Annotated in this window: 14 protein-coding genes; all 14 read right to left on the bottom strand. The window is 46.8% G+C overall.

Going from position 1 to position 16,097, the window contains the following annotated elements; genetic code table 11:
* Window positions 1–146: 146 nt before the first annotated feature.
* Entirely contained in the window at window positions 147–1,424 is a 1,278-nt protein-coding gene (dltD, locus tag KGF65_RS00175) for a D-alanyl-lipoteichoic acid biosynthesis protein DltD (RefSeq protein WP_050338507.1), read from the bottom strand.
* The gene (gene dltC, locus KGF65_RS00170) at window positions 1,421–1,663 is read right to left on the bottom strand and encodes a D-alanine--poly(phosphoribitol) ligase subunit DltC (RefSeq protein WP_082230227.1); all 243 of its coding nucleotides are present in this window, start codon (window positions 1,661–1,663) and stop codon (window positions 1,421–1,423) included. Before dltC ends, dltD begins: the two co-directional genes overlap by 4 nt.
* A gap of 24 nt (window positions 1,664–1,687) precedes the next feature.
* Window positions 1,688–2,902: a D-alanyl-lipoteichoic acid biosynthesis protein DltB gene (dltB, locus tag KGF65_RS00165; RefSeq protein ID WP_003638938.1), complete on the bottom strand. Its 1,215-nt coding sequence runs from the start codon at window positions 2,900–2,902 to the stop codon at window positions 1,688–1,690.
* The gene (gene dltA / locus KGF65_RS00160) at window positions 2,899–4,425 is read right to left on the bottom strand and encodes a D-alanine--poly(phosphoribitol) ligase subunit DltA (RefSeq protein ID WP_050338504.1); all 1,527 of its coding nucleotides are present in this window, start codon (window positions 4,423–4,425) and stop codon (window positions 2,899–2,901) included. The genes dltB and dltA overlap by 4 nt, the downstream gene beginning before the upstream one ends.
* Before the next feature lie 40 nt (window positions 4,426–4,465).
* Window positions 4,466–4,615 carry a teichoic acid D-Ala incorporation-associated protein DltX gene (locus KGF65_RS00155; protein WP_003638940.1) on the bottom strand — a complete coding sequence of 50 codons (150 nt, stop codon included), beginning with the start codon at window positions 4,613–4,615 and terminating at the stop codon, window positions 4,466–4,468.
* Between the two features lie 31 nt (window positions 4,616–4,646).
* The gene (locus KGF65_RS00150) at window positions 4,647–5,840 is read right to left on the bottom strand and encodes a serine hydrolase (RefSeq protein ID WP_152705317.1); all 1,194 of its coding nucleotides are present in this window, start codon (window positions 5,838–5,840) and stop codon (window positions 4,647–4,649) included.
* A 418-nt stretch (window positions 5,841–6,258) separates the two neighbouring features.
* Window positions 6,259–7,401 carry a molecular chaperone DnaJ gene (dnaJ, locus tag KGF65_RS00145; protein ID WP_003638942.1) on the bottom strand — a complete coding sequence of 381 codons (1,143 nt, stop codon included), beginning with the start codon at window positions 7,399–7,401 and terminating at the stop codon, window positions 6,259–6,261.
* A gap of 101 nt (window positions 7,402–7,502) precedes the next feature.
* Window positions 7,503–9,371 carry a molecular chaperone DnaK gene (gene dnaK, locus KGF65_RS00140; RefSeq protein ID WP_216748025.1) on the bottom strand — a complete coding sequence of 623 codons (1,869 nt, stop codon included), beginning with the start codon at window positions 9,369–9,371 and terminating at the stop codon, window positions 7,503–7,505.
* A gap of 40 nt (window positions 9,372–9,411) precedes the next feature.
* The gene (grpE, locus tag KGF65_RS00135; RefSeq protein ID WP_050338501.1) at window positions 9,412–10,020 is read right to left on the bottom strand and encodes a nucleotide exchange factor GrpE; all 609 of its coding nucleotides are present in this window, start codon (window positions 10,018–10,020) and stop codon (window positions 9,412–9,414) included.
* A gap of 20 nt (window positions 10,021–10,040) precedes the next feature.
* Complete coding sequence (hrcA, locus tag KGF65_RS00130) at window positions 10,041–11,084, bottom strand: heat-inducible transcriptional repressor HrcA (RefSeq protein ID WP_216748026.1); 1,044 nt, start codon at window positions 11,082–11,084, stop codon at window positions 10,041–10,043.
* Window positions 11,085–11,521: 437 nt separating this feature from the next.
* Entirely contained in the window at window positions 11,522–12,232 is a 711-nt protein-coding gene (gene budA, locus KGF65_RS00125; protein WP_050338500.1) for an acetolactate decarboxylase, read from the bottom strand.
* Window positions 12,233–12,235: 3 nt separating this feature from the next.
* Complete coding sequence (gene ribF / locus KGF65_RS00120) at window positions 12,236–13,234, bottom strand: riboflavin biosynthesis protein RibF (RefSeq protein WP_101873382.1); 999 nt, start codon at window positions 13,232–13,234, stop codon at window positions 12,236–12,238.
* 12 nt (window positions 13,235–13,246) lie between these two features.
* A complete protein-coding gene (gene truB, locus KGF65_RS00115) occupies window positions 13,247–14,170 on the bottom strand; it encodes a tRNA pseudouridine(55) synthase TruB (protein WP_050338498.1) in 924 nt (307 codons plus the stop codon).
* Window positions 14,171–15,572: 1,402 nt separating this feature from the next.
* On the bottom strand, window positions 15,573–16,097 hold the full coding sequence (locus tag KGF65_RS00110) for a shikimate kinase (RefSeq protein WP_101874308.1): 525 nt from the start codon (window positions 16,095–16,097) through the stop codon (window positions 15,573–15,575).

Genomic DNA, 16,097 nt, shown 5'->3' with positions numbered 1-16,097 from the left:
GCCGCCATCCCAGCTACTGGTTTTACGACTGCTGTCAACATCGTCCCGGCCTCGTTTGGTCATCATCACATGGACTCAACCGACAAAAGCGCCGCTGCAATCCGACTCAGCGAGTCCTTGCAGCGACGCTCTTCAATTACGACAGCTTATTTGAAACTGTTGATTTGACTAGGCTTAAGTTCCTGCCATTTGTTCGAATAGAAGTTGTCATTAATGTGATAATGAACGGGTTTCGTCTTCTTGGTCAGGAACGGATCAACTTTTTGGTCGACCGCTAACCAGCCTCGCCAACCAAGATGAATGGTATCAGTCATGAAGTAATCTTGATTGCCATCCTGAGTCAGGTCCAAGATGTTATTAAACCCTTGGCTGCGAAGTTGATACTGAATTTTCTTATCAAACTGCCCAATCATCTTCATGGACAGGCCCGTGTATGAGGCCCAGCGCTGATTAATCGGTGGAATGATGAACAAGACATCAGTATGCGTCTTCGCGAACTGATTCAAGACTAATTGGAAATCGGCAAATTCTGGTGACTTCGTGTAATTCAAGTGACGCTGTGAATCCTTAAGTCGCTTGTAGTTACGTTTGAGCTTAGTGTTCCAGAATTGATTACTAATTTCCAAATCATTAGAAGTCGTTTGTGCAGCCCCAATCTTTCCAGCTAACTGGTCCAATTGGTTAAAGTTATACGTCGATGGCAGCTTCTTGGCTTGCACATTGACCGTATTCAAGTTCTTACCTGAAATTCCAAAGCGTGAGAAGAATTCATCCTCACTACCGAGCACCCGAGCCTTATAATTGATATAAGCCATTTGGGCACTGGTTGGCTTGAACCCAGCGGCCACACGGGCTAAGGCGCCTTCCAAAACTCGGTCCGATGAACCAGACGGCATTTGTAGCAGACGTTGTGCCGCATAACGGTCCATTTCGGAATTATGCTCATCTTGTAGCCAGTCGATGGTCTGCAATGGTGAGTAGTAGTACGTAAAGGCATCTTTTCGCGTACCTTGTGGGACAAACCATTGTGGCGAAATTACAAAGACAGCCTTCTTATTTGTAATCTGCTTTTTCACGGACTGCATCGCGAAATACTGGGTCAGTGACTGGGTCCCCCGGGCACCGAGCAAGAATGGCCGGTAACTCCGGTGATACTTTTCTGCCAGTACGGACGGATGCATGGGATCAAATCGCGACCATTCCGATGAACCGAAGAATGGCACATAACCATCACTCAAGGCTTGGCGCTTCACTAATCGACCCTTTAAAACGTTGGACGAAAGTGAGACGGCGGCCGTTTTTTCGGTTTCCTTGGAGATATGATTTAATCCGAATGAGAACGGTGAAAGCAGTACGGCCAATAATAAGACAGCTGCCAAAATAATTGGCCCAAAAATCTTAAAAAGGCGTGTGGAGACCTTCATTGCAAGTTCTCAACCTTTGATACGATTTTAGCCGGTGTGTCCCATTCTGACCGTTGAAATTCAGAGACCGGCACTTCGATACCTAATTGATTTTGAAGTTCCAATAATAATTGAACAGAACCCATTGAGTCCAGGATTCCTTCATCAAACAAGTTGACGTCCATATTGCTGGAAACGTCTTCCCCCGTTAAATCCGCTAAAATTGATAAAACTGTTGCTTTTGTATCATCCATAGTTATTACGCTCCCTTAAGTGTACTTAATTTATGGCCGGCCGCCGAAGAATAACGTGTTCAGGAATCCTGAGAAGATCAAGAAACTGAAACAAACGACGTTGAACGTGAGAAAAATCGCGAAGTATTCGGTGAACTTGTTGGATGGCAACTGCGCTTGATGCTTCTTCTTGTAGCGCAACCAAGCATCGTTGATGACCATCGCAAAGCCATGGAATAGCCCATAGACGATGTAGTACCACGTTTCCCCGTGCCAAAACCCCATGATCAACATATTAATGACATAACAAACATTGGCCGTCGTGATCCGACTCTTGAAGACTTTGTGCTTCATCATAAAGAAGACGAGGCGCATGTAGATAAAGTCGCGGAACCAGAAGGACAACGTCATGTGCCAACGATTCCAGAAGTCCTTGATATTTTTCGACTTGAACGGCTGATTAAAGTTCATTGGCGTTTCAACACCCATCAGGTAGCTGACCCCAACGGCGAATAAACTATAGCCGGCAAAGTCGAAGAACAAGTCCATACTGTAGACATACATCACACCGACTAGCGCCCAGGATAACCCGTGAGCTTGCAGTGCAGCGTGTTCGACAACTGGTAGCATCCGCGTCCCAAAAATATAAGCCAAGATAAACTTATACAGGAATCCTAAGAAAATGTAGCGAATCCCCTTTTCGACTAATCCCAAGTACTTTTCACGGTTCGGCACACTGTCATAATCTTTGACAAACCGCCGATACCGATCAATTGGCCCGGAAGAAATCGTTGGGAAGAACAGTAGGAACTGCCCAAACAGGACGGGATGGAACTCCTTAATCACACCATCACGTGTTTCCATGATCATCTGAACGACTTTGAACGTCAGATAGGAAATCCCCAAGAAACCGATGATGGAATTCGCACCGTGGGCGACCGCTGGCGTGATTTTGACGACGGCTAGTGGAATAATCGCTAAAATCACACTGACGACGAACACCCACCCTTTATTCGGTGAATCTGGTCGTTGTCGATACTTGGAATACAACCAGACCAGGGCGATTTGATAAATCAAATATACAATTAGCGCAATCCCAGTACGCCACTTGACCCCACCAAACGTTAACATCAAGAAAACGAAGGAAATCAGTGACTCGTACCAGTGTGAACGCCGACCATATAACAAACCGATCATTAACGGCACCAACGCGATAAAGAGCAGCACAAAGTACGTTGGGTTACCGTACGGGTCAAATGAAATCATTCTGGGTTAACCTCTTTAATAATCGACTTGACATCAATCTTACCGTTAGGCGTTAATGGCAAGCTCGTTTGATAGACGAACCGTTGTGGAATCATGTATTCCATCATCATTCCTTGCAGGTCCTTCTTGATCGCGGTCGTCAACGCAAAGTCACTTTCAAAGTCATTTGGCTTTGGCACGACATAGGCAATCATTTGGGTCACTTTGTGCTCTTTATCATATTTTGGTACGGCCACAGCTTGTTTGATGTGACGTTGTTGTGCTAAGAAGTGGTCGACTTCTTCTAATTCGATTCGGTAACCGTGCATTTTAATCTGGAAATCGACCCGGCCGCGGTAACGGAATAACCCGTCCGCGTCCATCGTGCCAATATCACCAGAATGGTAAGCACGTTGCCCGTCCAATTCGAAGAACGCTTTGGCCGTCTTCTCAGGATTGTTTAAATACCCCTTAGAAACGGATGGCCCGGCAATGATCAGCTCACCTTCCGTCCCATTCGGTACTGGCTCGCCATTATCATCAACGACCAACATCTGCGTATCTGCCTTCGCATAACCAATTGGTAACCGGTCGTACTTGGCGAGTGCTTGGTCGGTGATTTCGATTTGGGTGACGGCGACACAGGTTTCCGTTGGCCCATAAGTGTTAAAAATCCGGGCATCTGGGAACCGCTTCTTTAAAGCCGCCGCTGTCTTGTGGGTCAATTCCTCACCACAGAATAAGAAGTGCGTCAAACTTGGTAAATTCTCGGCGTTAAACTGTGGTTCCAACAAGCAGATATCCATGAAGGAAGGCGTTGAGACCCAGACATTGATCGGCAACGTTGGTAGCGCGGCAAATAACTGTTTGAAGTCATCAGTCACGGCTTTTGGCAACGCGTATAACGTGCCCCCTAAAGCCAATGTTGGATAGACATCCATCACTGACAAGTCAAAGGAATACGGTGGTTGTGATAAGGAATTCGGTTGGTCTGGTAACCCAAAGTCGTCGCTTAACATCCAATCCACGTAGCTGACCAGATTGTCGTGACTGATCTGAACCCCTTTCGGCATCCCCGTCGTTCCGGACGTAAAGATAATGTAGTAATTATCATCGCCACTAACGACGTGGTCCGCCTGATAATCGACCGGCGTTGCGAAGATCGCGTCCAATTGGTCTGGCGTAATCACCGGTGTCGTGCCAACCCCCGTTGGTAGATCGACCACCGCAATGACGGCCGCTGGTTTGGCAATCTCATTAATCATCGTGAGCCGCTCATTTGGTGAATGCGTATCGATTGGAATATACGCCCGACCGGATTTGACCACGCCCAGGAAGGTCGCAATCATTTCGAAAGTCTGACCACCAAAGACAATGATTGGATCCTTAGCTGGTAAATCTAGCGTATCAAGATGCGCCGCCAGAGCATCGGAGTATACCTTTAATTCAGCATACGTGTGTGTGGTCCCCTGCACGTCATAGACCACTTTGTCGGGTTGTGTCCGTGCATAATCATCGATGGTTGTAATGATATTCTTAATCATAATTAAAACTCCCCCCAAACAATACTGTTACGGTACCTAATTAAAATTCGTTGTAAATAAATTTCGCTTGGTTGATTCCGCTATACCCATACAGATAAACCAAGGCAAGCATGACAGCAAAATAGAAGACTGTAAGTGCAATGAATTGAACAACCGGCCGTTGAAACCAAGCTTTCAACTTTGCAAACATGCTTTCACCTCCCCTAATATCACGAAATACGTTATTTGATACTACCATTCATTAAATCGGCAAAAATTTTATTAGCTGCAGGCTGAATTGGTGCAGCTTTCCGATAATAATTGCTCATTAAGACGACCCCGGTCTTGCCATCCGGTGACAAGAAGACGCTTGATTCATAACCATAGCCCAGTCCGTGCGACCGGATCCCATTGCTAATGTTATAAACCCCGCCACCATATTCACCAGTTGCAGTCCGGGTGTGTAAAATTGCCACATCCTTTTTAGGAAGCAATTTACCTTTCAAAATCGCGCTTTCGACTGTAAATAAGTCGTGAACGCTCATATAAACTTGTCCTGTGCCTAACTCATTGGCCATCTGTGCCTTAGTTTCTGGCATTGTTTCTTGATAATCTGGAACCGTTTGATCAGCCGGTCCGCGATATCCGGTCGTGGCGCGTTGGCCTTGACCATGAATCAGAAAACCAGTCGATTGTAAGTCCAACTTATCAATAAACCGCTCCGTGAAGAAATGTTGATAACTTTCCCCCGTGACTTGACGAATAATACCCGCCAATAGTAAGAAATTGACCGATGAGTAATTCGAGATGCCATTCTTGTCCGGATAATAGTAGACATTGTGTTTCGCGTAATCAATGACTTTATTCTCCGGCAAGTACTCCTTTGACCCGTTCTTAAGTCGAAATCCCGTGGTCATATCCAACATCTGCCGAATCGTCGTCTGACGTCCGTGCTTGAGTGTTGGATAGTACATCGAAATCGGGTCAGTCAACTTAATTTTCCCCGCTTTGACGAGCTGCATAATACCAACGGCCGTCATCGACTTTTGAATCGATAAAATCTGATACTTAGAATCGACTTGATTACGTTCGTTTTTCGCTTTGTTCGCGTAACCAAAGGCCCGTTGGTAAATGACGTGGTCGTTCTTGACGACCAAGGCTGAACCAACAAAATGGCTTAGATTGAGTATTTTAGTAATCTGTTGATTCGTATCCTGGTTGTTTGAAAACGAGGTTTGATTAACCTTCTGACTCAAGATACTGTCTTTCAAGGCTGCTTTTTTGTTACGCGCCTTTTTTGTTTGTTGTTTCTTAGCAATTGCGGCCTGTCGCTCGGTATGATAGACATAGTAGCCGCCCCCAGCACCAACAATCAGCAGTCCAAGCAAAACTGTGACTAAAAGTTTGCTTCGCTTCACAATGATGAACCTCCCCATTAGCTATCAATTACGAACTGATTGGTGATATTAGCGCTATTTGCTAATAGGACGCTAAGTTCAAATATCAGTGTACCAACCGAACAGGTGCTTGTACGGGCGATACCTCAAAAAGAACAAAAACCTGCATTTGCGTGTCTGAACATGACATATTTGTAACGGTTTTGTAACATCAACGTTAGGCCCCCACACGTTAACGACGTATTACTTCACCTCCTTGACTAATTCTAGCACTCACGATTCACGAGATGACAGGATAATGTAACCGTTTGAGCAAAAACCGCGCTACTGAAAAGTTAGTTAATAAACAGAGTGGTCTCACTTTACAAGGCCACGAAAAAAAGCAGTCGGTCACCTTTCATTTTCATGAAAGATGATCGACTGCTACTTGTACGATTCTGGAATGAATTGACTGGCGTTAAACACCGCGTAACTTATCGAAGAGTGAACTCTTGCCGTTACCGGCGACCGTTTTACCGCTGGCTTTGGCAAAACTCTTCAACGCTTCTTTTTGGCCTTTGTTCAAATGGCTAGGCGTTTCAATGTTGACCGTGACCCGTTCGTCACCGTTCCCGTTACCACGTAAACGTGGCGCACCCTTGCCACGAAGCCGGAAAGTCGTTCCCGTCTGAGTTCCAGCCGGAATCTTCAACTTAACGTCACCGTGAACCGTCTTGACTTGAACTTCATCACCCAAGGCCGCTTGAACAAAGTCGATTGGCAACTTGAAGTAGATGGTCGCGCCATCCCGTTCAAAATCCTTGCTAGGTTCAACTCTAAAGATGATGAACAGATCCCCGTAAGGACCACCGTTCGTCCCGGCTTCACCTTGGTTTTGAAGACGCATTTGTTGGCCTTCTTCAACCCCAGCTGGAACCGTCACTTTGATGGAATGGCTTTGTTCAGTATGGCCAGTCCCACCACAAGTGGCACACTTGTCCTTGATTTCCTTACCAGTCCCATGACAAACGTCACAGACTTGTTGGCTCATCATCCGACCAAGTGGGGTATTCGTCTGAACTTGAATGTACCCAGCACCATGACACTTCGAACAAGTTACTGGCGAAGTCCCTGGCTTAGCACCGGTACCTTCACAAGTCTTACATTGTTCTTCGCGATTATAAGTGATCGTGGTCTTCTTGCCGAAGATGGCATCTTCAAACTTCAGTGACATCTCATATTGTAAGTCGCGTCCCTGTTGCGGACCAGCTGGATTAGCTCGCCGTGAGCCACCAGCACCGCCACCGAAAAACGAACTGAAAATATCTTCGAAGCCACCGCCACCGAAGCCGCCAAAGTCTTGACCACCAAACCCACCGGCACCACCGCCAAAGCCTTGTTGGCCACCAGTTGACCCAAATTGATCATACTGAGCCCGTTTTTGGGCGTCACCGAGTGTTTCGTACGCTTCGTTGACTGCTTTGAATTTTTCTTCCGCGCCAGGTTCATGGTTCAAATCAGGATGATACTTCTTCGAAAGCTTCCGATACGCTTTCTTGATTTCGTCCTGACTGGCATCCTTTTCAACACCCAGAACCTTATATAAGTCTTGCTCTGCCATTGTAACCTCCTAATGAACCTTAAATTAAGTCTCATTAATACTAGCATATTTGAACTAAAAAGGCCAAAGCCACGTGGCCTTGGCCTTTTGTTCTGACGATTTTACTTCTTGTCCTTGTCTTTATCCAAGTCTTCAAAGTCACCGTCAACCGTGTTGTCATCACCGCTCTTGGCTGAATCTGTGTTACCAGCGGCACTGCCGTCAGCACCAGCTTGACTACCCTGAGCTTCTTGAGCTTGTTGATACAACTTAACGGATAAGTCCTGAACGATCTTGTTCAAATCATCCTTCTTGGCCTTCATTTCGTCAATGTTGTTATCGTCTTGTGCCTTCTTCAAAGCATCGCGAGCATCTTGTGCCTTCTTAACTTCGTCTTCAGAAACTTTACCTTCAAGTTCCTTCAAAGTCTTGTCAGTCGTAAAGATCAATTGGTCAACTTCGTTCTTCAAGTCAACTTCTTCTTTACGCTTCTTGTCGGCATCTTCGTTTTCCTTGGCTTCCTTGACCATTTGATCAATTTCATCGTCAGAAAGACCCGATGAACTCTTGATGGTAATCTTCTGTTCTTTGTTCGTGCCCATATCCTTAGCAGAAACGTTCACGATACCGTTCTTATCAATATCGAACTTAACTTCGATTTGAGGAACCCCACGAGGTGCAGCCGGAATATCCGTTAATTGGAACCGACCGAGTGTCTTGTTGTCAGCTGCCATTGGCCGTTCACCTTGTAAGACATGAATGTCAACAGCTGGTTGGTTATCGGCTGCCGTACTGAAGACTTGGGATTTGCTAGTTGGAATCGTCGTGTTACGATCGATCAACTTAGTGAAGACCCCACCCATGGTTTCAATACCAAGTGAAAGTGGCGTTACATCAAGTAAAACAACGTCCTTAACATCACCGGTAATCACACCACCTTGAACTGCTGCACCTAAAGCAACCGCTTCGTCAGGGTTGATGGAGTGGTTAGATTCCTTGCCAGTCCACTTTTCAACGGCTTCTTGAACGGCTGGAATCCGAGTAGAACCACCATTTAAGATAACAACGTCTAAGTCGCTAGCGGATAAATCAGCATCCTTCAACGCATTTTCAACTGGGATCCGTGTCTTTTCAACTAAGTCAGAAGTCAATTCGTTGAATTTAGCACGCGTTAACGTAGTTTCCAAATGCAATGGGCCACTGGCACCAGCGGAAATGAATGGTAAGCTGATTTGTGCTTCAGAAACCCCAGAGAGGTCCTTCTTCGCTTTTTCAGCAGCATCCTTTAACCGTTGTAAGGCCATCTTGTCTTGTGACAAGTCGACACCGTTGTCAGCCTTGAAGTTGGCAATTAACCAGTCGATGATCTTTTGGTCAAAGTCGTCACCACCAAGGTGAGTATCACCATTCGTTGATAACACTTCGAAGACCCCGTCGCCTAATTCCAAGATAGAGACATCAAAAGTCCCACCACCAAGGTCATAAACTAAGATTTTTTCATCTTTGTCGGTCTTATCCAAACCATATGCCAAAGCAGCGGCAGTTGGTTCGTTAATAATCCGTTCAATGTTTAAACCGGCAATCTTACCAGCATCCTTGGTGGCTTGCCGTTGCGCATCGTTAAAGTAAGCAGGTACCGTAACGACCGCTTTTTCAACTGTGTCGCCAAGGTAATCTTCAGCAAAGCCCTTGATGTATTGTAAGATCATCGCTGAAATTTGTTGTGGGGTGTAGTCTTTACCTTCGATAGAAACTTTGTAGTTTGCTTCACCCATGTGACGCTTGATTGAAGCAACCGTATTTGGGTTGGTGATCGCTTGCCGCTTAGCAACTTCACCAACTTGAGTTTCGCCATCTTTGAAAGCAACTACTGATGGCACCGTCCGGCCACCTTCAGGAGTCGTGATAATTTTAGGTTCTGTACCTTCAAGAACCGCTACCGCAGAGTTAGTAGTCCCGAGGTCAATCCCGATAATTTTATTACTTGCCATAAATTAACAAACCTCTTTTAAATTAATTTTATTTTTTGATTTATTGTGCCACAACGACCATCGCTGGACGGAGGGTCCGATCTTTCAACAGGTAACCCCGTTGTAAGACTTGAACCACCGTATCAGCTGGGTGATCATCATCGACCGGCACTGTTTGAACAGCTTGGTGAACGTTTGGATCAAACTTTTCACCCGCAGCCGCAACTTCAGTGACCCCATGTTTCTTCAAAGCATCTTGTAGATGACCATAGACCATCTCAACACCCTTCTTCAACTGTTGGGCCGCTTCATCGTCCGCTTCAGTTGCTAACGCCCGTTCCAGATTATCTAGAACTGGTAAAACGTCTTTTGCGAGAGCCTGACCGTCATACTTGAGCAACGCCGCTTGTTCTTTCTTGTTGCGGTTTTGCATGTTAACGATTTCGGCCTGTGCGCGTAGTAATTGATCGTCTTTATCAGCTAACTGCGCTTTTAAATCAGCAATTTGCTGCGCTTGTGGGTCAACTTGAGTGGCTTTTGCAGTTTGCTCGGCTTGCTCAGTTGCACTCGTTGCTGCCTTTGCAGTTTCACTGGCAGTTGAAGTTGTCGCTGAATCAGTGGACGTCGACTGAGTCTCCTCAGACGTCGCACGCGTTGATTTTTTTGCCAATGTTTTCATCTCCCCGTCCGTCACTCGTCAAAGTACCGGTAGTAATCTAATAATTTGCGGGCCAGTTCACGCTGGAACGCGCCCATCAGTCCAATCATCCGCGAGTACGGCATTGCGGTCGGTCCAAGCAGTGCAATGACCCCTTGACCGTGCTGATCAACATCGTAAGTCGCCGTGATTAAACTGTAGTTCTTCAGCAAATCGTTGGTGATCTCATTACCGATACGCACTTGAATGTGCTGACCAGGTGGGCCAATCACATTAGCTAAGCGATCTGTTTGATCCAGTAACGAGTACAATGACCTTAATTCCTTAGGGCTCTGCTGGTCGGTATAGTTGAATAGATTCAACTTACCGCCAACATAGAACCGCTCAGAAGCTGCCTTGGACAACACACTGCCAAAGATATCTAAGAACCCATCTGGATCTTGCAAGTACTGTGCAAGCTTCATTGGAATCTCATGATTCAATTGACGGAGGACGTCTTGTAACGGCAGGCCAACCAGTTGATCATCGATAAAGCGAACGACTGGTTCGAGCTCGTCTCCCGAAATATCATTAGGAATCGTAAACGTCTGGTTCTCGACATCACCGTTATTCGTCACCAGAATAGCCATGACCTGGTGATTACCTAATGGCACCAATCGAAATCCACTTAAGCGACTGTCCTTTAACTCTGGTCGCAGCGTAAAAGTCGTGTAACTCGTGAGCTGTGATAAAATATCCGCTGACTGAGCCACGATTTCATCAATCTTATGAAACTCGCCACCTAGCGAATGTTGAATCACCTTCAAGTCTTGGCTATCAACCTTTTCGGGTTTCAAAATATGATCAACATAGTAGCGATACCCTTTGATCGATGGAATCCGACCTGAAGACAAATGCGTTTTGACGATTAACCCTAATTCTTCCAAATGCGCCATTTCATTACGAATCGTTGCCGAACTGACCTTCATCGGTAGTTCTTGAACCAACGTTTTGGAGCCGACTGGATTACCGCCCTCGGTATAGTCACGGACAATTGCCGTTAAAATTAGGCTTTGTCGTTCAGTTAACGTGATCATCACCTCTTTTTAGCACTTAACTTAATGGAGTGCTAACACAATTACTAATATAACAACCCCCCCGACGAAAGTCAAGGAAAGACAAAGTATTTCTGGAAAAGAATGTCACTGATTTCATTTCAGAAACCATTGCCATGTAAAGGCTGGCTTCACCTTGATCAGTTTTAGCACTCCTAACCTTCGAGTGCTAATATACACCCTTTAATTAGGCAATGCAAGTGGGATGCCTGTATCGTGTTTGTTAGTTTGTCAGGCCCGAGTTGATGGTCTTAAACGCACCTCGTTGTATCAGTCATTCAAGCATTGTCAAGCAAGTTTCAATTAGCAGCCAGCCTTCAAACAGGGCGCCAACTAAAAAACTCCCAGAAATGATTCATTTCCGAGAGCCGAGTTTGATTCCAACCAAGCAACAAAGCACCGTCGTTGACTGTTCTAGTCTAGCGTTCCGCCTTATTGATGGCGTGGTCGATCGTTTCATTATCAAATTGTTCTTGTAAATAAGCTTCATTATCAATTGGCAAGTGCACGTGGAAATCAGCAAAATGTTGCACTTTCAACGTCGCTTGCGCAATTTCAAAGCCCAGTAAGTGGCCGCCTAATTGGTGGTCAGCACTGAGAAAGTGCAAATGGAAGCCACCTACCGTCGCACCCTGGAACAAGTGTGGTGCATAGTAGCCAATGATCGTGCCATCGACGTTTTCACCGGTAAATTCTGGTTGGGTCGCCGTTGCTTCAACCAATGTCTTGTAAGGTGGCTCCTGCCGTGGCGCAACCCGGGTCTTGACCTTGGCAAACGTCCCGTCGACACGAATCGCGGCAAACACGTTGGTCAACCGGTAATCACGAATCACTTGTTGTTCAAAGTCAGCTTGCTTCAGGTCAGCAAGTTGTGCACTGATCGTTGGCTTTTCAAAGTGCACCGATGCAAATGGCAAGGTCTCATCAGCCGCAATCTCGCGGATCTGACCGTCTTCACGTGCCTGATAAGCATGGCCATCCAAAATAATGACCTCTCCGTTCAACCCGTCCAACGTCCCGATGCCCGTGTCTCCATGCGTTAAGAGTTCACCAGCCGTAATCGTGCCATCAAATAAACCAGGAACGAGTAAACCGAGTGTGCCGTGTTGAAAAATTGTGCTTGTATCCATCATCTATGCCTCCAATGAATTTGATTGTGCTGTCACTTGTAACCGTGGTGTTGCTTGGAATGGGTGTGCGTCGTAATAATCACGCGTCGCTTGTTCGTCATGTTTTAACTGCTCGACAAGCGCATCCGCGCCAGAAAATTTGATTTCCCCGCGCATTCGGTGACCCCACCGAACGGTCAAATGCTGACCGTATAAGTCACCATGAAAATCGAGCAAATAAATTTCAACGGTAATCGGCCGATGATCGCCGAACGTGACGTTGCGCCCAACTGAGGCCATCCCCATCACCCATTGACTGCCCGTTTTGACCATCGTCGCATAAATGCCGATTCCCGGCACTCTGGTATTCGAATCATGCGCCACGTTGGCAGTCGGAAATCCAAGCGTCCTTCCACGGGCTTCACCATGGACGACCTCACCGGCAGTTTCATATTGATAGCCTAATAAACGGTTGGCGACGTCAATTTGGCCGTCATCCAATGCCTGTCGAATGCGTGTAGAGCTGATTTTTTCAGCATCCAACTCCGCTTTGGGCACTTCGATAATGTTAAACCGGTCGCGGCCATAGTCGTTGAGCCGTTGCATATTCGCGATATCAGCCGGACCATACGTGTAATCAAAGCCTGCGACGACGGTGGTGGCGTGTAGTCCCACAATCAGCTGGTCAACGAACGTTTGCGGTGGCATGGCACCGACCGTTGCATCAAAATGCAGCACGTATAAAATATCGACGCCTAGTTCGGCCATCAGTGTGGTCTTTTGGTCGATCGTGGTCAAATAGCGCACCTCTTTCGGATCCGTATGCTGAAAAACGACCGAGGGATGCTGGTCAAACGTCATCACTGCGAGCTTGGCCCCCTGAGTTTGGGCGGCTTGACGCGCAGTTGCGACAACTTGTTGATGTCCGCGGTGAACGCCGTCAAAAAAACCGAGCGCCAAGACAATTGGCCCAGCGGGAATTTGGCTCGCCGCCACGGGGTACTTTAAATTAATCACCTGCATGACAAAAACTCCTTAATTGACCGCAAACATTTTAAACGGCTTGTACCGCTGTTCGTCCGGTCGATAACTATATAGACATTTTAGGCTGTTTTGGTAAACTAACGCAACCATCGTGTTCGCATCTGGTGCGGATTGTTGCCCCTCAGCGGCTGAAATCGGGGCACCGTTCTTAACGCGCTGCCACTGTTCATCAGTCAGAGTCACCCGTGGGTATTGACTGAGCGCTTTGTCGATAGGTGCTAGCAATTCGCCAGCTGTCCCGGCATCTGCATGCGCCGCAATTTCTTCAAAAGTCACCGTTTCATCAAGGGTAAAACCGCCGCTCTTGAGGCGCGTCAGGTCACTCATGACGGCTGGAACCCCGAGTGCCCGGCCCACATCAACGGCTAACGTGCGGACGTAGGTCCCTTTACTGCAGGCGACCGTGAAATAAATCGTCTGCGTCTTGGCTTCTGAATCATAAGTTGCGGGCTGGCGTTGTTTGAAGCTGGTAATCGTCACGTGCCGTTGCGGCCGTTCGACCGTCTCACCATGCCGGGCATAATCATAGAGCCGCCGTCCATTAACTTTGACCGCCGAAAACATGGGCGGAATCTGCGTGATGTCACCCGTCATTTGGGCGAGTGCGTCATCGATAGCGGCATCAGAAAACGGGGCATCGACAGCTTGACGAGCGATTTCATCACCATCTAAGTCTTCAGTCGTTGTGGCGAAGCCCAGTGTAATACTGCCCTGATATTCTTTACCAGAAGCCACTAGAAATTGCACGACCTTGGTCGCATTCCCGATACAAATCGGCAAGACACCGTCCACATTTGGATCCAGCGTCCCAGAGTGACCAACTTTGCGGGTTTGATACAACCGCCGAATTTTTGCAACGCAGTCAAAACTAGTCATTCCGCGTGGTTTATATAATGGTAGAATCCCGTTTAACATAAAAAACTCCTCTAATAATCGTTCATTTAATCGTTTCGGTTAGATTAATGGTATTTCGTTCTCATCCGGATTAATCACTGTTCTCGCTAAGTCAGCTGCTGACCTACCATCGCTAATGCGGTCATGGCACCACGAAAAGCAGATTAATCGACATTTTTCAGTATACCACATCCACCCAATATGTAAGCGGATTAATACGTGAATTCATCGTATCCACTGATCAGTAATTATTAGCTACTGTCCGACCTAATTACTCACTTGCCGCACAAAAACCGCGCTGGTTTAGAGCAAGCGCGGTTATGATGTGATTGATATTATGCATTTAATGGCAATGATACATTGTGAGCTGGCACTAAAGATGGTTAAAAGATCCCAATTCTTAAGTTCAAAAGCAGCCAGCTGAGGCCCGCTGGAAACGGCTCGAGTTTACGTAAACTTTCAGCGATAGAAACGTCCTATACCGGCCTCCAGGCATTTCTGACAACGCTGGAACGCGATGGACACAGATTTAAGCCGAGAACCCACGTCTTAAATACTGGTCTTTCACGTTAGCTGCAGTATGGATGAAACGTGTTCGGGTCAGACTGGGACTTCCGGTTAGCTACGCCAGAGCGCCAAGCGGAAATTCACCGCTTAACGCTCTAGCTAGGCTAATCCTCAGTCCCAACCCGTCTGAACCTCACACTCTGAAAAACGCTGAGCATTGTCAGAAATACCTTCCAGCCTGGATGGTATTCGAAAGGCAGATATGTGTGGACCCAACCTTTTAATGGAATGGTCGTTGACACTTAATAACAGCCATTTTGATATTCGCCGGTAAGACAAATTTCACTAATTTTCATTAATATTCAAACTGACTTATCCGTGCTGTAAAACGATGAACCATCAGCATAGCTGAACATTAACGGAACTTTCTTTGTCGACACAACCGTTAAAACCTCAAATTCTACACTGATGGCAATTTTATCGTCTGATTTTTAGCCTAATTTCCATTGAATCAAGTGATAATCTTCAGACTTACTGGTAAATGAGCACCACAAATTATCATCAATGTTGTTGTTCAAAGTTCGCATGAAGGGCCCGTCTTTTAATATTCAATGGTCAATTGCACCAAGATTAGTGGCCGTTCATCTGCCATTCGAACGGCTTCCCGACTGTAGGGGCTGGCGGACAATGCTCAAGGGCGAAATTCTTCTTGTCCGGGCGGGTTTTCCGGGCTAGAAGAAGACTCGTATTTGAAATTGCGCAGTGGGTTTCTGCGTGAGTTCAAATCGATGTCCGCCCTGTTCCAGCGTTGTCAGCCGGCCCCGGAAGTCGGACTAGGAAGCGCATCGGCTGACGAACAGTAATCCAACTAAATGGCACGTTTCAACCATCATTCATGACGCACAAGCCGTGATACTTATTCAGCCTGCCGTACCGCACGCTGATCGCTGAGCCAGTCCTGAATCTGGTCAGCAATTTGCGCGGGCGTCAATTGGTCGGTGGCGATCGTTAAGTCGGCGACATCGGCATATAACGCTTGGCGACGCCGTTTGAGCGCGAGTAGGCTTGTCTGGTCTAATTGATTGACTAGTGGCCGCCCGGAATCTTGTTGGACCCGCTGAATAATCGTGTCATCATTTGCAGTTAACCAAATGACGGGTACCGTACTTTGTTTTAGACTAACCGCATTCATCTCAATCGTCGGTGTACCGCCACCGGTTGAAAGCACCCCGGTTGCTTGAAGCGCACGCAACAGGGTTTGGTGTTCTAACTGTCGGAAGTAGGCCTCACCCTGTTCAGCAAAAATCGTCGTAATTGGCCGCCCCGCTTGTTGGACGATCAAGTCATCCAAATCCGCGTGGGCAGTTGCTAGACTGCGCGCTAGAATCCGGCCGACCGTTGTCTTGCCACTACCCATAAATCCAATTAAAATTGCTTGCAT

It is taken from the genome of Lactiplantibacillus sp. 30.2.29, from assembly GCF_018991255.1.
GTDB lineage: Bacteria > Bacillota > Bacilli > Lactobacillales > Lactobacillaceae > Lactiplantibacillus > Lactiplantibacillus pentosus.
Note: the sequence above shows the minus strand (reverse complement) of the source record. Positions and strands in the feature narration are given on the sequence as shown.